The sequence below is a fragment of the Marinobacter algicola DG893 genome (assembly GCF_000170835.1).
Lineage (GTDB): Bacteria > Pseudomonadota > Gammaproteobacteria > Pseudomonadales > Oleiphilaceae > Marinobacter > Marinobacter algicola.
The window spans coordinates 56561-75289 of sequence record NZ_ABCP01000005.1; the positions used below are offsets into that span (position 1 = coordinate 56561).

General features: G+C 57.7%; 19 protein-coding genes. 7 read left to right on the plus strand and 12 right to left on the minus strand.

Annotated features, from left to right (window positions below; genetic code table 11):
• Positions 1-25 precede the first annotated feature (25 nt).
• The 5 genes from MDG893_RS05885 (at position 26) to MDG893_RS05905 (ending at position 6758) form a co-directional block, all read left to right on the plus strand.
• Positions 26-1375, plus strand: coding sequence for a PelD GGDEF domain-containing protein (locus MDG893_RS05885; protein ID WP_007152820.1), 1350 nt, complete (start codon positions 26-28; stop codon positions 1373-1375).
• A complete protein-coding gene (locus tag MDG893_RS05890) occupies positions 1365-2351 on the plus strand; it encodes a HEAT repeat domain-containing protein (protein ID WP_007152821.1) in 987 nt (328 codons plus the stop codon). Before MDG893_RS05885 ends, MDG893_RS05890 begins: the two co-directional genes overlap by 11 nt.
• On the plus strand, positions 2348-3868 hold the full coding sequence (pelF, locus tag MDG893_RS05895; protein ID WP_007152822.1) for a GT4 family glycosyltransferase PelF: 1521 nt from the start codon (positions 2348-2350) through the stop codon (positions 3866-3868). Before MDG893_RS05890 ends, pelF begins: the two co-directional genes overlap by 4 nt.
• Positions 3868-5244 (plus strand): exopolysaccharide Pel transporter PelG, encoded by a 1377-nt coding sequence (gene pelG, locus MDG893_RS05900; RefSeq protein ID WP_007152823.1) that lies wholly within the window; start codon positions 3868-3870, stop codon positions 5242-5244. The genes pelF and pelG overlap by 1 nt, the downstream gene beginning before the upstream one ends.
• 176 nt (positions 5245-5420) lie before the next feature.
• Entirely contained in the window at positions 5421-6758 is a 1338-nt protein-coding gene (locus MDG893_RS05905) for a cyclic di-GMP phosphodiesterase (RefSeq protein WP_007152824.1), read from the plus strand.
• Here MDG893_RS05905 and MDG893_RS05910 read toward each other — a convergent pair.
• Positions 6723-7151 (minus strand): hotdog fold thioesterase, encoded by a 429-nt coding sequence (locus tag MDG893_RS05910; protein WP_007152825.1) that lies wholly within the window; start codon positions 7149-7151, stop codon positions 6723-6725. The genes MDG893_RS05905 and MDG893_RS05910 overlap by 36 nt on opposite strands.
• A 220-nt stretch (positions 7152-7371) precedes the next feature.
• Here MDG893_RS05910 and MDG893_RS20890 point away from each other — a divergent pair, with 220 nt between their 5' ends.
• Positions 7372-7545, plus strand: coding sequence for a hypothetical protein (locus tag MDG893_RS20890; protein ID WP_007152826.1), 174 nt, complete (start codon positions 7372-7374; stop codon positions 7543-7545).
• Between the two features lie 51 nt (positions 7546-7596).
• Here MDG893_RS20890 and MDG893_RS05915 read toward each other — a convergent pair whose 3' ends face one another.
• On the minus strand, positions 7597-8460 hold the full coding sequence (locus MDG893_RS05915; protein WP_157132778.1) for a substrate-binding periplasmic protein: 864 nt from the start codon (positions 8458-8460) through the stop codon (positions 7597-7599).
• An 88-nt stretch (positions 8461-8548) separates the two neighbouring features.
• Between MDG893_RS05915 and MDG893_RS05920 the strand changes: the two genes are divergently transcribed.
• Complete coding sequence (locus MDG893_RS05920; protein WP_007152828.1) at positions 8549-9232, plus strand: type 1 glutamine amidotransferase domain-containing protein; 684 nt, start codon at positions 8549-8551, stop codon at positions 9230-9232.
• Here MDG893_RS05920 and MDG893_RS05925 read toward each other — a convergent pair whose 3' ends face one another.
• The 10 genes from MDG893_RS05925 to MDG893_RS05970 all read right to left on the minus strand — a co-directional run bounded on the left by MDG893_RS05925 (position 9233) and on the right by MDG893_RS05970 (position 18704).
• Positions 9233-9700 (minus strand): acyl-CoA thioesterase, encoded by a 468-nt coding sequence (locus MDG893_RS05925; protein WP_007152829.1) that lies wholly within the window; start codon positions 9698-9700, stop codon positions 9233-9235.
• 51 nt (positions 9701-9751) lie between these two features.
• Positions 9752-10927 carry a benzoate/H(+) symporter BenE family transporter gene (locus MDG893_RS05930; protein ID WP_007152830.1) on the minus strand — a complete coding sequence of 392 codons (1176 nt, stop codon included), beginning with the start codon at positions 10925-10927 and terminating at the stop codon, positions 9752-9754.
• A gap of 125 nt (positions 10928-11052) precedes the next feature.
• Positions 11053-12405 (minus strand): MFS transporter, encoded by a 1353-nt coding sequence (locus MDG893_RS05935; RefSeq protein WP_007152831.1) that lies wholly within the window; start codon positions 12403-12405, stop codon positions 11053-11055.
• Positions 12406-12451: 46 nt separating this feature from the next.
• Entirely contained in the window at positions 12452-13231 is a 780-nt protein-coding gene (gene benD, locus MDG893_RS05940; RefSeq protein ID WP_007152832.1) for a benzoate diol dehydrogenase BenD, read from the minus strand.
• A complete protein-coding gene (gene benC / locus MDG893_RS05945; RefSeq protein WP_007152833.1) occupies positions 13228-14256 on the minus strand; it encodes a benzoate 1,2-dioxygenase electron transfer component BenC in 1029 nt (342 codons plus the stop codon). The genes benD and benC overlap by 4 nt, the downstream gene beginning before the upstream one ends.
• 20 nt (positions 14257-14276) lie before the next feature.
• On the minus strand, positions 14277-14768 hold the full coding sequence (gene benB, locus MDG893_RS05950; RefSeq protein WP_007152834.1) for a benzoate 1,2-dioxygenase small subunit: 492 nt from the start codon (positions 14766-14768) through the stop codon (positions 14277-14279).
• The gene (locus tag MDG893_RS05955) at positions 14765-16156 is read right to left on the minus strand and encodes a Rieske 2Fe-2S domain-containing protein (RefSeq protein WP_007152835.1); all 1392 of its coding nucleotides are present in this window, start codon (positions 16154-16156) and stop codon (positions 14765-14767) included. Before MDG893_RS05955 ends, benB begins: the two co-directional genes overlap by 4 nt.
• Before the next feature lie 32 nt (positions 16157-16188).
• On the minus strand, positions 16189-17130 hold the full coding sequence (gene catA / locus MDG893_RS05960) for a catechol 1,2-dioxygenase (protein ID WP_007152836.1): 942 nt from the start codon (positions 17128-17130) through the stop codon (positions 16189-16191).
• Positions 17131-17243: 113 nt separating this feature from the next.
• Positions 17244-17534, minus strand: a complete 291-nt coding sequence (catC, locus tag MDG893_RS05965; protein WP_007152837.1) for a muconolactone Delta-isomerase — start codon at positions 17532-17534, stop codon at positions 17244-17246.
• Between the two features lie 48 nt (positions 17535-17582).
• Positions 17583-18704, minus strand: coding sequence for a muconate/chloromuconate family cycloisomerase (locus MDG893_RS05970; RefSeq protein WP_007152838.1), 1122 nt, complete (start codon positions 18702-18704; stop codon positions 17583-17585).
• Positions 18705-18729: the final 25 nt, after the last annotated feature.

Consider the following 18729-nt stretch of genomic DNA (forward strand, 5'->3'; position numbering starts at 1 on the left):
CGCCGTCTGAGCAACAAGGTTCACTATGGACGAAGCAGAGCAGATAACGGGCGAGAAGGTACGAGTGCCCATCGCACTGAAGTGGCTGGAAACCCTGTTGATTACCGCGTTTTTCCTGGCTTTCAGCGTTTGGCACCGGCCGGATGATCCGTTCTATCTGACGGGCAACTTTCCCTGGCCAGTACTGGCACCGCTGCTGGTAGGCTTGAGGTATGGCTTTTTCATGGCGCTGATTTCAGCCCTGATCATCATCGCTGCCCTGGGTTTTCACCTGCGGTTCGAGATCACCGGCGGCGCCCGTGACTTTCCTTACGTGTGGACCATTGGGGTGCTCGGCATCAGCCTGTTGGCGGGCGAGTTTCGGGACTACTGGGGCCGCCAGCAGCAGAAGCTGGAAGCTAGCAATGATTATCGCGGCTCCCGTCTGGAAGAGTTCACCCGCAACTATTATCTGCTCAAAGTCTCTCATGACCGACTGGAGCAACAACTGGCCGGCAGTTCCAGTAGCCTGAGAGAGGCACTTCGACGCCTGTACGCACAAGTTGGTGATGCCGGCCAGACCGGCCTGAATCAGGAGACGGCCTCATTGATGCTTCAGCTACTGGGGCGTTACGGACAACTTCAGATTGCCGGCATCTATGCCATCAATAACGGCGTACTCGAGCCGGAACCGCTGGCAACGGTCGGTCGCTTCCGCAAGATGGACCTGAAAGATCCACTCCTGCTGCACGCACTGGCGGAACGGAAACTGGTGTCCGTGCAGACCGAGTTCCGCCAGCGTATGGGCGACCTCGACACCGACCTGCTGGCAGCCATCCCCCTGATCGATTCCGAGGATCGCTTTATTGGCGTATGCGTTATCGAGGCCATGCCCTTTTTCAGCTTCGAGGCTCGCTCGTTGCGACTGCTGGCTATCCTGGCCGGGCACATGGCAGACATCGCCCACGAACAAACGGAAGTAAAGGCCGGTGGCTCACCGGAGTGGCGTTACTTCCGGCGCCATCTGGCCCGTGCTGGCCGCGACGCGGAATTTTTCAATCTACCCGCAGCGATGGTGGGCTTGCCACTCGCCGACAGCCGCAATGGCCAGTTGATTGCCGACCACATTCAAAAAGTCCGCCGGGGCCTCGATGTCATTGCCGAACATCGGGCTGGCAATCAGCGCTACATCGTTGTTTTGATGCCGCTCACCGATGAACTGGGCCTGGCCGGCTACCTGCAACGCCTGGACGACGGGCTGCGGGAACAGTTGGGATTGAATGCCAGTGATCTGGTGACACCGAAAACCCTGCAAGTCCGTAACCGGGCCCAGGCCGATGAGTGGGTGCAGGCCTTCCTGTTTGACAATAAGGGGGACACCAGCCATGGCCAATAGCTGGTTTGCACTGCTCGCCCTGGCGCTGGAAACTGGCGGCGTCACCGGGCTGCTATCACCCGCTGCCGGCAACCTTGAACTGGCCGCTTACCTGATCGCCCATGCCATGGCCTGTGCGTTGCTCACCCTGATCCTGCTGCCGCTGATGCCGTCACGCTATCGCGGGCAGCCCATTACCACAGGTGTCTTCCTGTTCACCCTTCAGTTTGCCATTCCCTTCATCGGCAGCGTGGGCCTGGTGCTGGGCATGTTGCTGGCACTGTATCTGCCACGATCAAGTCGCGACATACCCTGGCAGGAAGTGGACATCCCCGAACTGCCGTTCCAGCCGATCGACATGGATTTACAGGTGGTTTACAGCCAGGGCGGCCTCCGCCAGGTTCTGCGCGAGGCCAGTAGCATCGACAAACGCCTGAAAGCCTTGATGGCCACTCGCCAGATGAACGATCGGGAAGCCATTGAAATCCTGCGTGAAGCCCTGAAAGACCCGTCTGACGATGTACGTTTGCTGGCCTATTCCATGCTTGAGCAAAAGGAAAAAACCCTGGCCCAGCGGGCCGGCGCTCTCCAGCAATCCCTACAGAGCGCCGACGACCTGAACAGTGTTTCCCTTCAGCGCAGGCTGGCACAGGTTTGGTGGGAGATGGCCTACCTGGGCCTGGCCCAAGGTGGCCTGCGACAGTATTACCTGGACAGCGCCGGGAAACTGCTACGGCGACTGGTGGCCCGCCGCTCCCAACACAACGACTGGCGCCTGCTCGGCCGGGTGGAGCTGGCACTGGGCAACATCGACAACGCCGAAGAGGCCTTCCGTTCGGCCCTTGCCGGCGGATCGTCACCGGAATTGATCATGCCCTACCTGGGAGAAGTCGCGTACCTGCGCCGGGACTTTGATCAGGTACGCCAACATCTTTCGGCCTGTCCTCTTGAACGTTTCCACCCCGCCAACCGACCGGTTATCGAGTCATGGCTATGACATCACCCAAAACCAGCGTAACGCCCAAAGCTGACATCGCCCTGTTGCTGGAAGGCACCTATCCGTTCATCCGGGGCGGGGTATCCTCGTGGGTGCACCAGATCATCACCGGCCTGCCGGAATACACCTTCGCCCTGATCTTTCTCGGCGGCGACCGCGCACATTACGGCAAGCAACAGTATGTCCTGCCAGATAATGTCACTCATCTGGAATGCCACTACCTGATGGACACCGAAGCCGCTGGCAAACCCCGGCCACGGCGGGGTAACAAGGCCGCCTTCGAAGCCCAGAAGTGCCTGCACGAGCAGTTCAAGTCCGAAGAGTCAGTACCGCCAGACATCCTCCACAAGGTGTTTGCCGACCTGGGCCAGAAGCGGGGCATCAGCCGTGACGACTTCCTCTACAGCGAAGAAAGCTGGGAGATGATTGACGAGAACTACCGTAAATATTGCACGGAACCGTCGTTCGTCGACTATTTCTGGTCCGTCCGAATCATGCACGCGCCGTTATTCCAGCTCGCAGAAGTGGCGCGGAAGATGCCGGCCGTACGCATGCTGCATTCGATTTCCACCGGTTACGCGGGCTTGCTCGGCGCCATCGCCAGCGAGCAGCGGGGCATTCCCTTTGCGCTCAGTGAACATGGCATCTACACCAAGGAGCGAAAGATTGACCTGTCCCAAGCCCAGTGGATTCACGACCCCACGGACCAGGTCAGCGGTACGCTGAACGAACAGTTGGGTTACATTCGCAGACTCTGGATCCGCTTTTTTGAGGCCCTGGGACGCCTGGCCTATCAACAGGCAGACCCAATCGTGTCGCTGTACCTGGGTAACCAGCAGCGGCAGTTTCAGGACGGTGCACCGCCCGACCGTACCTGCATCATTCCCAATGGCATTGAGCCCACCCGCTTCGACGCCGCCAGGAAGGCTCGCCCTGAAGGCATTCCGAAAGTCCTGGGGCTGGTCGGAAGGGTCGTTCCCATCAAGGATATAAAAACCTTCATCCGTGCCATGCGCTCGGTCAGCGACAGCATTCCCGACGTGGAGGGCTGGATCGTCGGCCCGGAAGACGAGGACGAAACCTACGTACGCGAGTGCAAGGAACTGGTGGATAGCCTGGGCCTCAACCAGCGCGTGAAATTCCTGGGGTTCCAGAACGTTAACGACATTCTTCCTCAGCTTGGATTGATGGTACTGACGTCCATTTCCGAGGCATTGCCGCTGGTGATCCTTGAGGCCCACGCCGCGGGCTTGCCCTGCCTGGCCACCGATGTGGGCGCTTGCCGCGAATTACTGGAAGGCGCCAGCGACGAAGACCGGGCACTGGGCGCCAGCGGTGCCGTGGTGCCCATCGCAGACCCGGAAGCGACCGCGCGGGAAGCAGTGCGGCTGCTGTCAAACCCCGAACAATGGCAACAGGCGCAAAAAGCGGGACTGGAGCGGGTACAGAAATTCTATACCCTGGAAAGCATGTTCGGGGCCTACCGCTCCATTTACGACAGGGGGCTGAACGGCTAATGGCAGGCATCGGTTTCGAGATACGCCGCATCCTCAAGCGCGACAGCTTCCTGAACCTGTTCGAGGCCTACGGTCTGGCCGGCATCATCAGTTCCGGCCCGTGGGTACTGTCCGTGCTCGGTGTCATGCTGATCGGGGTGATCAGTTTCACATTGGCGGTATCGGATACCGAAGTGGTTCAGTTTCTGGTGTCGGTGACCTACCTGATGGCCGTCTCGCTGACCCTATCGGGCCTGTTCCAGCACGTGTTCACTCGCTGGGTGGCAGACCGGCTCTACGCCAAGCGCAATGATCTGATCCTGCCCAACCTGATGGGGCTGATCTGGGTTACCACGTTGCTGTCCCTCGGGCTCGGGTTGATGGCCATGGTGCTGTTCTTCAGCGACACTTCCGTGCTGTACCGTCTGCTGATGCTGGCCAATTTCGTCGTGCTGTGTAACCTGTGGCCGGTAACGATCTTCCTGTCCAGCATGAAGTCCTACCGTCGCATTGTGGTGGTGTTCGCGCTGGGTTACGCCACCGCTGTGGTCAGCTCCATGGTGTTGTCCCAGTTTGGTCTTGAGGGGTTGCTGGCCGGCCTTCTTCTGGGCCACAGTCTGTTGTTCTTCAGCTTCTTCTACACCATTATCCGGCAATATCCCGGTGACCACTTCATCCGCTTTGATTTTACCCGGCGGCGGCAAATCTTTCCGGCACTGATCCTCACCGGCCTGCTGTTCAACGCGGCGGTGTGGGCTGACAAATTCATCTTCTGGTTTCACCCGGACACCTCCCAGCCCATTATTGCCAGCCTGCGCGCCTCGGTGATTTACGACTTACCCATCTTCCTGGCTTACCTCTCGATCATCCCCGGCATGGCGGTTTTTCTGGTCCGAATGGAAACTGACTTTGCAGAAGCTTACGAGCGTTTCTACAACGCGGTACGGGAGGGGGACACCCTGGAACGGATCAATCGCTTCCGGGACCAGATGGTCATTGTGGCCCGCAACGGCATCTACGAAATCTTCAAGGTGCAGGGGCTGACCGTCATCGTGATTTTCCTCTGGAGCGAGGAGATCCTGGCAGCTATCGGAATATCCCCCCTGTACCTGCCGCTGTTCCACATTGACCTGGTCGCCGTTGGTATCCAGCTGCTGTTGCTGGCGATCCAGAACGTACTCTTCTACCTCGACGCGCGGGGCATCAATGTCACCCTCTGTGCGCTGTTCTTCTTCGGCAATATCGCGTTTACGTTTATCACCATCGAACTGGGGGCGTCTTTCTACGGCTACGGCTTCGCAGCTGCCGCCCTGCTCGCAGCGCTGACCGGCCTGTGGCTGCTGTCGCGCAAGTTCGACAAGCTGGAGTACGAAACCTTCATGTTGCAGGGGCGGTAGCACATGCTAGGCTGAAATAACTGGCACGTTTTCTTTTGGTTACAGCATTTGACACTATTTTAGGATTCAAGCGATACACGAGCGTAGCGTTCACTCATACTTTGAATCCGGGCGCGCCATGACGGATCAGGGTTTAATCTGGTGACCGCGCCAATCCTGGCTTCGAGAAACCTGCTATGCCAATGGGCCGCGAAGACATCATCGAGACTGAAATCCCTGTATCCCAACTGGCAATAGGGATGCACGTGATTCGTCTGGATCGGCCGTGGGAAGACACCGATTTCCTGCTGCAGGGCTTCATTCTTCAAACCGAGGAAGATGTGCTCGCCGTACAGCAGCAGTGCGACACAGTCATCGTGGAAGGACGTGTACAAATCGCTCCAACTGCCGAGAGGCAGTCGCCAGTAAGCCGGCGGAAAACCTCGGTTAAAACCGGCAAGTTCGATGCCTCTCAAGAGCCTTCGGCTATCCCCAAACGAAAAGTCACTTACGTCAACAAAGTGGACGCCAGCCGGGAAATGGCAACGGCACGGATGAATTATGCCGATGCCAAAGCGACAGCTAAAAACATCATGTCCAGCCTGCGGCTCGGGCGCACCCTGGAAATGAACAAAATCCATCAGGTGGTGGATGATTGTGTCGACAGCGTACTGCGCAACGACAATGCCCTGTTGCTCCTCACCAAAATCAAAAACAAGGACGAATACACAGCCGAGCACTGCATCAACGTGTCGATCCTGTCAGCGGCATTTGCCAAGCACCTGGGGCTTCTGGAAGGTGAGATCCGCACTGTGGCACTGTGTGGCCTGCTGCATGATGTCGGCAAGATGCGCATTGACGACGAGATTCTGAACAAGCCCGGGGCCCTCACGCCCGAAGAATTCGCGGTGATGAAGAATCACACAACGTTCGGCCGGGATATTCTGGCTGCGCTGCCCCGGCTCGCCCACTCAGCCGTCGACGTGGCCTATTCCCATCATGAACGAATGGATGGTAAGGGCTACCCCCGCGGCCTCGCCGGGTACCAGATCCCACTGTTTGCAAAGGTCGTCGGGCTGGTCGATACCTACGACGCGATCACCAGCTCCCGGGTTTATGACAAGGGGCGTGCGTCCATGGAAGCCTTGCAGATTATCCACCGCAACAAGGGCGCCCAGTTCGATGCCGAGCTGGCGGTGGAGTTTATCCGCATGGTTGGCGTGTACCCGCCCGGTTCCATCGTGGAAATGACCAACGGTGAGGTAGGCATCGTGGTGGCCACCCATCCCACCAGTAAACTCAAACCACGGGTGTTGCTTGTGCGGGACGCGAATAAGCAGCCGCTGAACACCTTCCGCGAAGCAAACCTGTTAAAAGAAACGCAGGACAGCGCCGGACAACCCTATAAGATTGCCCGGGAGGTGCCGGACGAGAGCTACGGCATCGTCATGAAGGACTTCATTGAACAGGGTATTCTCAACCGTAAAGCCCCGGAGGTATCAGCTTCGGTCGATGACGGCCATGGTGAGTCTTGAGATACAGGTCAGCTTGCCTTCCTCGTTTTCCAGCTTTATTTCCCAGACCTGCGTTGTACCGCCGATGTGAGCCGGGCGCGCGGTTCCATACACCCAGCCCTTGGTAACGGAGCGGATGTGGTTGGCGTTGATGTCCAGCCCTACCGCAATCTGACTCTCCTTGCGCAAGCAATAATTGGCCGCCATGCTGCCAAGCGTCTCCGCCAACACCACTGACGATCCACCATGAAGAATGCCAAACGGCTGCACCGTGCGTTCATCGACAGGGATACGGCCAATCACGTAGTCATCACCAATCTCCACGTATTCAATACCCATGGTCTCGACAGCGGTGTTTTTACTGGCTTCGGCCATTTGTTCGAGGGTGGGGATACTGCGGGTCCAGATTGCCATCGACTGCTACCTCCTAGTGTTGTGGGTCCTGTACGCTGGGATACTCCAAAGCTCTTTAGTGTATACAGATAGGTAGCGAACGACCATAGGGTCGGTATTACTCTCAAGGCGCTCCACCAAGCAAGATCAACCACACCCTAAACTGTTATTGATAATCGTTTGCATTAGAGATTATTGCTGCTAGTCTTTCAGTGAGTCGAGGCAAACAGGAGAAGGTGTTATGAGCCGAACAGCAACTCAATTGGCCGGCAACGCCAGCAGCATCTTTCAGGCATGGCTGGATCTGAAACGGCAGGCCGATCACAACACACAATTCCATGCCAATCGCGAGCAGACAATGCCTGGGACCACCAGGAAAACATTTGGTAAATCCCAAGCCGGCAACGGTCGTTGACGCTTTGGCAACAACCATTACCAGGCACAGTGGCACCAATACAAGCCCGGCTCACTCCTGGCCGGTGTATAGTCGGGTGTACTCATGAATCAACTGACTGGCCCGGCCGGCACTCACCAGCTTGTACAAGCGGTCCGCTATGGCTTCCCGTAGCTCAAACGTGTTGCACGGTGATGCCTTTGAAAACGTGAAGAAAAGCCCCTCCCTGCTGACAGGAGGCTCCAGCGCCTCAAACCCATCCGCTACGCCCAGATTGTCCAGCTTCACCTGCCCCTGCAGCACTTCATAGAGAACGTAATCCACTCTGCCGGCAAGTGCCATCTTGAAAGACTGCTCGATGCTTCTCACCCCTTCGATTTGAAGGTTGTTATCTGCGTAACGATCAAAATTCTGCCCAAAGCTGTTGTTGATCAGCGTACTGCCGCGCTTCCCCAGCAAGTCCGGCCAGTGGCGGTAGATGAACTCACCTCCCTTGGGAACCCAGACAGCCGTAGGGAGATGCGCGATCGGGGGAAGCAGGTAATCCATATATCCGATACGCTCTGAGGTGATGAACGCGCCCGCGACCATATCGATGTCTCCCTTGCGCGCCACATGCTGAACCCGGGCCCAGGAGCCCAGATCCCTGACGACAACCTCCAGCCCCATGGGCTCGACGATTTCCCGCAACAGCGCCGGTACGGCACCAACCAGAACGCCCTCCTTCTCAGCACTTCTCCACAGTAGGGGAGGGTATTCGGGGTTACCGCTCACCGTGAGCGTCTCGCAATAAGTGTCCGCAGCCGCCTGGGTTGCAACCGGTATGGCCAGCACTGAGGTCCAGACACCAAGCGTACAGAACAGTCTTAACGTTCGTTCAAACAGGTTCTTCAACGTTACCTCGCCATGAGCGCGCTGGTTCGGTCGCCCGTCCATACGGTTGAATTCCAGACGGATCACCGCAACAAAGAGTGTTATAAGGCAATTGTTAGAATACATCCCTCGATCAAGAAGGACAGGTTACATGAAAGTACTGATGGTTCTCACCTCGCATGATCAAATGGGAGATACCGGGCACAAGACCGGTTTTTGGCTGGAAGAGTTCACCGCCCCCTATTACGTTTTCAAGGATGCCGGCGCAGACATCACCATTGCCTCTCCCAAGGGCGGGCAGCCACCCGTCGACCCCAACAGTGAAACTGAGGATGCACTGACGGAAACCACCCATCGTTTCAAGCAGGACGCCCATGCCAAGGAAGCACTCGCCAGCACAAAGAAACTGGCGGATGTGGATATGAACGACTACGACGCCTTGTTTTACCCTGGAGGCCATGGCCCATTGTGGGATCTGGTAAACGATGACAAGTCCGTCGCCCTGATCAAGGCAGCCTACGAACAGGATAAGGTCATTGGCGCCGTTTGCCATGCCCCGGCGGTCTTCAGAGACGTGGAGATCAAGCCTGGCCAGAACCTCGTCGGTGGTCGCAACGTGACCGGTTTCAGCAACAGCGAGGAAGACACCGTTGGCCTGACCAACGTCGTGCCGTTCCTGCTGGAGGACATGCTGAAGGAGAAAACCGCCACCTACACTTGCGGGGACGACTTCACACCGCACATCGTGGTGGACGGCAAGCTGATTACCGGGCAGAACCCGCCCTCCTCGGAAGGCACCGCCAAGGCGGTGATGCAGGCCTTGCAGCAAGGCTGATCAGCGATCCTGAACCTGCTCCCCGGCGTGACTGAGCAACACGCCGGGAGCGCCTTCCTCCAGCGTTTTCCGGATTGCATCCGGCACTGGCGTCTTCGTCATTGTAGACGGCTGGATCAACACGTAAGTGATATCAGCCCCCGCCACCAGCAAACCATCCCCGTACCGATAGAATTCAAGGTGCACCGTGAATGAAGTGTTACCGATACGGCCTGCTCGTATCCTGGCTTCCAGCACATCATCAAATCGCGCCGGTGCCCGATAGTTCACGGTGAGGCTTACTACCTGAATGTCCAGATCCTGATTCAGCAGATTCTGGTAGTCCCCAAACAGAACGCGGATATACTCATTCACGGAAATGTCCACGTAATCCGCGTAGCGTGCGTTGAACACCACACTCTGGGCATCGCATTCACCGTAGCGGACGCGAAAACGAAACCGGAATGGCAGGTTGGTCGATTCAGTCATGGTCAGTCAGCCCCAAAACCCGAGAAACCCCCAGCCTACCCCATCCAGGAATCATTTTCTGCCGGCGCTGCCATTAAGCACCAGGTAGCAACCATAGCCGATCACAACCCCCCAGAACGCAGACGACAGCCCGAACAGTGACATACCAGAGGCCGTGACAATAAAGGTGATCAATGACGCTTCACGATGGCTGACATCTTCCAGCGCGGCAAACAGATTCCCCGCAATCGCCCCCAACAACGCCAGCCCCGCAAGTACTGCAACAAAGGCCGCAGGCAATGAGGTAAACAGGCTGACGATGGTACCGGCAAACAGGCCACCCACCAGATAAAACACGCCGTTAAACACACCGGCAACGTATCGACGGGAGGGATCTTCGTGAGCATCCTTACCCGTGCAGATGGCGGCGGTGATTGCCGCCACTACCGTGGTGATACCGCCGAAGAACGCCATCGGCAGCGATACCAGGCTGGTCACCCCGATGATCGGCTTGGCCCTGACCGGGTACCCTGCCCCTTGCAGGATGGCCATGCCTGGGAGGAACTGCCCGGTCAGGCTCACCAGTACCAGGGGAATCGCCAGGCTCAACGTTGATCCCAGGTTCCACTCCGGCGCAATGAACTGCGGGACTGCAATACTCCAGCGCACGCCAGACAGTGATGCCCCTTCCAATACCACCGCCAGAATCACACCGGCAATCAACAGCAAAACCAGGGTGTATTTGGGAAATAGACGCCGGAACACCACGTAGGAAAGCAGCATGCCAATGGCCAGTGCCGGGGTTGTTTCAATCGCGGTAAACGCCCCCACGCCGAACTGGAACAGGATGCCCGCCATCATTCCCGCGGCAATGCCCTTGGGAATGGCACGAACGAACGTATCAAAAGTGCCTGAAACACCAATGATAAAAATGATGACCGCCGCCGTGATATAGGCGCCTACGGCCTCATTCAGCGACAGTTCCGGAAACAGCGCCACCAACAACGCGGTACCGGGCGCCGACCAGGCGGTGACGACCGGTGCCTTGAGCCAGATCGACAGAATAATACCGGAGACCGCCGCACCCATGGAGATTGCCCAGACCCAGGACGTCATCATCTCGTCGGAAATGCCAGCACTTGCTCCGGCCTGGAAGAGGATGGCCAGCGGCCCGGAGTAGGACACCAGAACGGCCAGGAACCCGGCCACAATGGCCGGCAGCGAAAGGTCTTTCAGAAATCTCGACATAAGCGCAATCCGTTGTTGGTTTTATGATTCTGCTTAACGAAAAAGGGCCCCTGGCGCTTACACACCGGGGCCAAGGAGGGTCAGACTGACTGTCTACCCTGGGGTCGCATCAACACTCCAACGCTTTAGCTACCACTAACGGCCATACCGTCGCTCGAAACCACCGGCTCGCGCCGGAAGCCGAATCCACGCCGACCGACCAGAGCAATGGCCACCGTGGCAATGGCACCCGGCACCGCCAATGCGAGGAAGTTCATCTGGTGCGGCAGCGCCATGGCCAGCAGTGCGCCACCTAACAGTGGCCCGACAATAGCACCATTACGGCCAATTCCGGATGCCCAGCCCAGCCCGGTGGAACGGATACTGGTCGGGTAGTACTGGGCAACATAGGCGTAAAGCAGGATCTGGGAGCCAATGGTTGTCGCACCGGCAATGCCTACCAGGGTATACAGGAACCACATCGGGCTTTCGTACCCCAACAGCACCAGTGACCCGGAGCCCAGAATAAAGAAAGACACCAGCACGGAGCGCAGCGACAGTCGGTCGGCCAACCAGCCACCGCCGACGGCACCAATGATCGCCCCGACGTTCAATACCATCAGGAACATCAGGCTGGAGCTCAGAGCATAACCGGCATTGGACATCAGCTTCGGCAACCAGGAACCCAGCGCGTACACCATCAGCAGACAGCAGAAGAACGCCACCCAGAACATCAGCGTGCTCATCGCCCGTCCATCGCGAAACAGCTCGAGCACCGGGGCTTTGCTGTCGGTGGTTGGCGGCACCCTCAACACGTCCTGTTCGTTGATGTGTTTGAGCGGAGCTACCTGGGTCAGGATATCGCGGGCTTCACCCTCGCGTTTTTGTGCCATCAGGAACGCCACCGATTCCGGCAGGAATTTCAGCATAAACGGCAGCATCAGCATCGGCACCGCCGCCAGATAGAACATGATCTCCCACCCGTAGTTGGGCACGATCCAGATCCCCAGGCCGGCAGACATCATGCCACCTACCGCGTAGCCACTGAACATCAGCGCCACCAGGGTACTGCGCCTTCTGGCAGGTGAGTATTCACTCATCAGGGACACCACATTCGGCATAACCCCCCCAATACCGAGGCCGGCAATAAAGCGCAGGATGCCGAACTGCCAGGGCGTGGTGGCAAAACCGTTAATAACCGTGGTCACGCTGAACAACACCACACAGGTGATGATGACTTTCTTGCGCCCGAGCCGGTCCGACAACATGCCGAACCCCATGGCCCCGAACATCATGCCAAACAGTGCACTGCTGCCGAGCAGACCGGCTACATAGGGATTCAGGTTCCACTGATCCATCAGGATCGGAAGCACCACGCCGTAGATCACCAGATCATAGCCGTCGAAGATAATAATCAGGGTGCACCAGAAGAGTACTTTCCAGTGAAACTTGTTGAAGGTGGCGTTATCAATAACGTCGTTTACGTCGATGTTTCTCATGATCTCTCACTTCCGCTCTTGTTCTTGTGCGGAGCTGTGTAATGGGTTAACCCAGGTCACCACCTGCCACAGGCAGCACGGTACCGGTCATGTAGGAAGACGCATCCGATGCCAGGAACAGGATAGGTTCGGCCTGCTCGTCCAGGGTTCCATAACGATGCATGAAGCTGTTTTCCGTGGTCTGGTCAATCAGCATCTGATACCAGGCCTTTTCCTGCTCGCTCTGCTCTTTGGCATTGCGCGGAGTCAGGCGCGGGGGAGCTTCTGTGCCTCCGGGGGCGGCGGCATTTACCCGAATGTTGTGAGGCGCGTATTCATAGGCCAGGTTCACCGTCATCGCATTCACGCCGCCCTTGGCCGCGCCATAGGGCACACGCATCAGCCCCCGCGTTGCCACTGACGATACGTTCACGATGACACCACCCTCCTGCTGAAGCATATGAGGCAGAACGGCCCGGCAGCACCATAAAGTGGTAAACAGTGAGCGCTGGATTTCCTTCTCGATCTGCTCCGGGGTGTAGTGTTCAAACGGCTGCGCCCAGATCGTACCGCCGACATTGTTGATCAGGATATCGATGCGACCGTACTGCTTCTGCGCTTCTGCCATAATGCTTTCCGCACCGTCCCAGGTTTCCAGGTTGGCCTGGACAGCAACGGCATCAGCACCCTGGTCACGCAATTCGGCGGCTACGCCCTGAACATAGTCAGCAACATCAACCAGAAGCAGCCTGGCGCCCTCGGCGGCTGCCAGTTCGGCCACGCGCTTGCCAATCCCCTGGGCGGCGCCGGTAATCACCATGACCTTGTCGGTGAAGCGGTCTTTCATGCGACCTTCTCCCTGGCCGACGGTGCACTGGGTGTGAACTTCTCGTAGTGGAAGGAATTCGGTTCAATGCCCTTCTCACGGAAGAACCCGAGCACGGAGTCCACCATGGGAGGAGGACCACAGAGGTAGACATCCACGTCGCCGTCATTCACAGGCGCTTCATCCATATGCTGGGTGACATACCCCTTTCGCGGATGGTCACTGTCTTCGCCGGAAACAACCGTCACGTAGCTGAAGTTATCCAGCTCCGCGGCGAAACGGTCCAGAATATCCAGGCACACCAGGTCATCGTCATTGCTGACGCCATACACCAGGTGAGTTGGCTGATCACAGCCATTGGCTTTCAGATACTCCAGCTTTGCCAGCATTGGCGCCAGGCCGGTGCCACCTGCCAGCATCAGTATCGACCGTTCAACGGGACGCAGGTAGAAGCTGCCCATGGGGCCGGTCAGGTTCACCTTGTCACCGGTGCGGGCCTCGCCCACTAACCACGAACTCATCAGCCCACCCGGCACGTTGCGAATCAGGAAACTGAGATCGCGGCTGCCAGGTGGCGAGCTGAAGGAGTAGGCTCGAGTCTCTTCGGAACCCGGAACCTGAATGTTTACGTACTGTCCCGGCAGAAAGGCAATGTCTTCATCGGCCGTGATCTTCAGCTCGATCGAGGTGGGCGAGATCAGGTTCACCTCGGCCACCGTCCCAGCCACTTCCGCATTGCCGGTCTTGCACATGGTGGAAGCAACTGGCACTTCCACCACACAATCACTGGAGGGCACCATCTGGCAGGTCAGCACCATGCCCTGCTCGGCTTCCTCGTCAGACAGCGCTTCGTCAATGTATTCATCACCCATGTCGAACTCGCCCTGACGGCAGGCACCCTTGCAGGTGCCGCAGACGCCATCGGAGCAGTCCATGGGCAGATTGATCTGCGAACGGTAGGCGGCGTCCAGAACCGTCTCGCCTTCGTTGCAGGACACAAAACGGGTAACGCCGTCTTCAAAGTTAAGCGCGATGTTATAACTCATGATGATGCTCTCCCCATCAATTACAGGTGATAAACGTCCAGCACCTGATTGATGCAATCGTTGTTCAGGACCATCCTCTTCTCCCGGATCAGCGGCTGGTCGCCGGTGACATCCAGTGTGTAGAAGGACGTTCCAAAGAATTCCGCGGTTTTCTTGTAGCGATAGGACTTGGTCAGCCAGTTAAACCGCAGCTTCACCTCACTGTCGTTCTGGGACAGAATCTCCAGATTGCTGGTGAAATGGGTCGTGCGTGGCTCCGGCATGGAACTGGCGCCGGAACGCTCGGTTTTGATCCGGTAGATCCGGTCTTCCAGGCCGTCCTTGTTGGGGTAGTAGATGAGCGAGATCTCGCTTTGCGGATCTTCTGTCAGCTCATCGTCATCGTCCCAGGCCGGCATCCAGTAGGTGACGTCCTCGTGGTAGCACTCCAACCACTTGTCCCACTCCCGGTCGTCCAGAAAACGGGCCTCACGGATGATAAATTGCTCGATATCGTGATAGCTCAGGCTCATGCGGACGCCTCCTCTGAATCAGTTGAACTCGAAGCCAGGGGAATGAAACGGGCACGCTCGGCCTCAATGGCGCGAGTCATCTCAACCTGCCAATGTTTGTGGTGGTTCACATACAGGCCTTCGTCGTCCGGGCGGGCACCGCTCATCGTCGGCTTCATGTCAATCTGGTTAGCGTGCTCATCCGGGCCGTCGATCCAGTGAGCGGCACCGCGGCTCATATCGTTCCAACGCATGTCCTGGGCTTCGTAACCGTTCTGGCAGGCACGGAATTCCTCCAGATCGTCCGGAGTGCCCATTCCGGTCACGTTAAAGAAGTCCTCGTACTGACGGATGCGCTTGGCGCGCAGCTCAGCCGGCTCATTCTTCGGGCCAAAAGCGTAAATGGTGACTTCCGTCTTGTTGACGTCGATAGGCCGGGTCACACGGATCTGTGTCGAGAACTGGTCCATCAGGTAGACGTTCGGATACAGGCACAGATTCTTGGTGGTACGAACGATGGAATCGGCACGGGCCTCGCCGTAGGTCTTCTCCAGGCGTTCTAACTGGCTGAAGATCGGGCGTACTTCCGGGTTCAGCAAGCGGGTCCACAACATCATGTGGCCGTTCTCGAACGAGTAGAAACCACCCTCAGCGGACCAGCTCTTGGCATCCACCGCTTCGGTGCCACCCTTGTCGTAATTACGCTGGCCCATGGTGGAGAGGTAGTTCCAGTGCACGGTGCCCACGTGGTAGCCGTCCGCACCGTTTTCGGCGGTCAGCTTCCAGTTACCTTCATAGGTGTAGGTCGAGCTGCCCCGCAGGATCTCCAGGCCGTCTTCCGACTGATCCACAATGTTGTCGATGATCTTGGTGGTTTCACCCAGGTGTTCCTCAAGCGGAAGCACATCGGCATTGAGGCTGCCAAACAGGAAGCCACGGTAATTACCGAACTTCGGCATCTGCTTCAGGTCGTGGGAGCCGTCAGTATTGAACTGCTCCGGGTAACCGCCCTTCTTCTGGTCTTTCGCCTTCAGCAACTGGCCGTCGTTCCGGAACGTCCAGCCGTGGAACGGGCAGGTAAAGGAGGTTTTGTTGCCACGCTTCTTGCGGCACAGGGTGGCGCCACGGTGCGAGCAGGTATTCAGTATCGCTTTGAGTTCGCCATCCTTGGTGCGGGTAATCACTACCGGCTGACGACCCACAGTCACCGTAAAGTAATCGCCCGGCTCCGGGATCTGGCTTTCGTGGGCCAGGTATACCCAGTTGCCTTCAAAGATGTACTTCATCTCCAGGTCGAACAGTTCCTGGTCAGTGAAGATACCCCGGTCACACTGATAACGGCCGGTCTCCGGATCCGCTATCACCGCGTCGCGTACCTTGTCTGCAAGCTTGTCGAGTTTGCTGGTCATGTCGTTCACTCCGTCTTGTTCTTGGGTGGCGCTTAGGCAACGTCGGTTTCCAGGGCGCGACGGCGTGCGTGGCGTTCCTGGAGCTCAGGCTTGTCTGTCGCAACCAGAGTGACGTTGAACTCAACCTCGGTAATCGGTCCGTTCAAGCCATGCTGTGCGCCTGTTTCCGACTGCTCAACACGATTGGCGGCAACCACCAGTTCTTCGCGGGTGGCAAACGCAAAATCGTCGTAGGTGTACTCGTCACCGGCAATATTGATCTGCGTGGTCAGATGCTTGTAACCCGGCTTGGACACAAAGTAATGAATGTGTGCGGGGCGTTGACCATGACGGCCCAGGTGATTCAGCAACTGCTGAGTAGAGCCTTCCGGCGGGCAGCCGTAGCCGGACGGCATGATGCTCTGGGCGGCGTACCGGCCTTCAGCATCGGTTTTGATACGACGGCGCAGGTTGTACTCGCTCTGCGACTGATCGAAATAGGAGTAGGCACCCTTGGTATCCGCGTGCCAGATATCCACGACCGCGTTCGCCAGCGGCTCACCGTTTTCGTCGGTGATCCGGCCCTTGATCAGGATGGCTTCGGCGTCGGTGTCGGAGCCGTCGTCCATGCGGTCAAAGCCGTCGCTCATGGGGGCGCCGGCCACGTATAGCGGGCCTTCGATGGTGCGCGGCGTACCACCGGTCAGGCCGGCCTGCTCGTCCTCGGCGTCCTGACGAATGTCCAGGTAGCGGTCCATACCCAGGCCCGGCGCCAGCAGAGCTGCCTCACCATTCGCGCCCAGTTCGCCCACGTAATAGACGGCGCTCCAGAACTCTTCAGGCGTGACATCAAAATCTTCCACGATCTGAAAAATATCGTGCATGACGCGATGAACGATCTTCTTCATGCGCTCATTGCCACCGTCCTTGTCGAAGCCGGCGACTTTCTCCAGCAGTTCCTTCACATCAGCGGATTGCATGGTCTTAACGGTCATTGTTGGTCTCCTCGGTCTTTTGTTGTTGTTGCTCCAGACATCCCAATCAATTGGCAACAAGTTCTGTGTGGCGCCTGAAAACATTGGGCGCCGGTATTGGCTGATTACTTCCGTTAGCGGTCATCCTCGTGAATGGACGACGGGTGACGGCACAGGGGCGCAACGGTGATATCCATGTACGGGAACAGCGGAAGGTTGCCGACCAGATCCTGCAACTCGGCGTTGTCCTCCACATCGAAGATACTGACGTTGGCGTAGCTGCCCGCCACACGCCACAGGTGGCGCCATTTGCCCTTTTCCTGCAGGTCCTGGGCATAAGCCTTTTCCCTTGCCTTGATGTCCGCCACCACATCGGCGGGCATGTCGTGGGGGATGTTCACCTTCATCTCAACTTTGAACAGCATGTGCTTTCCTCCGTTATCCAGTCTTGCGGCGTACTTACTGACGGCGCCCTATGCGCCTCTGCGATAGACGGCCAGCTTGTCTTCATCAATTTCGACACCCAGGCCCGGGCCCTGCGGCAGGTCCACGCCGTTGGCGTGGAAGTTCAGCGGGCGCACTACAATGTCGTCTTTCATCAGTAGCGGGCCGAACATTTCTGTTCCCCAATGGAGGGTTTCCAGCGTGGACCAGGCGTGCAGGGACGCGGCGGTACCGATGGTGCCTTCCAGCAGGGTGCCGCCGTACAGTCCGAGTCCTGCGGACTGGGCAACCGTCGCCTGTTCCAACGCCCGAATCGGACCGCCAGCCTTGGCAATCTTCATGGCCACCGCACCGGCGAATCCTCCGGCCGCCAGGGCAAACAGATCCTTGGCATCGGCTACGGATTCATCGGCCAGAATCGGGATATGGAATTTTTCGGACAGCCGTATAAGGGCGCCGAAGTCCTTCATCGGGGTAGGCTGTTCCACCAGGTCAATGCCCGCAGCCTGCAACTCAGCCATCCCCTTGGCTGCGGTGGCTTCATCCCAGGCCTGATTGACATCAACACGCACACTGGCCTGTTCACCCACTGCTTCCTTGATTGCCGCCACATGGCGCACATCTTCCATCACCGCGCGAGAACCAATCTTCAGCTTGAAATCGCAGTGGCGTTGTTGCGCGATCAGACTGTGTGCCTCGTCGATATCCTTGGCGGTATCGCCGCTGGCCAATGTCCAGAGCACCGGAATGTGCTGATGCAGGGCACCGCCGAGCAGATCGGAAACCGGACGATTCAGGCGTTTGCCTTGCAGATCCAGCAGCGCAGTTTCAATGGCAGACTTGGCCAGGTTGTTTCCACGGGTCGCACGGTTTAGCCTTACCCTAAGAGTATTGATGGCATCCGCTGGCTGATCGATCAGCAGTGGCTTGAAATAGGTGTCGATGGTAAGTTTCACGCTTTCGGGGCTTTCCGGACCGTAGGCCAGACCACCAATCGTGGTGGCTTCACCCAAACCTTCCAGGCCATCGGAATCCTTCATCCGCACGATCACCATGGTCTGAACCCCCATGGTTGTCATGGATAGTTTGTGCGGCCGGATGGTCGGGATATCGACCAGGATGGCTTCAATGGACTGAATGGTTGCGGACATGTGCTCTCCGAATCGCAAGTTAAAA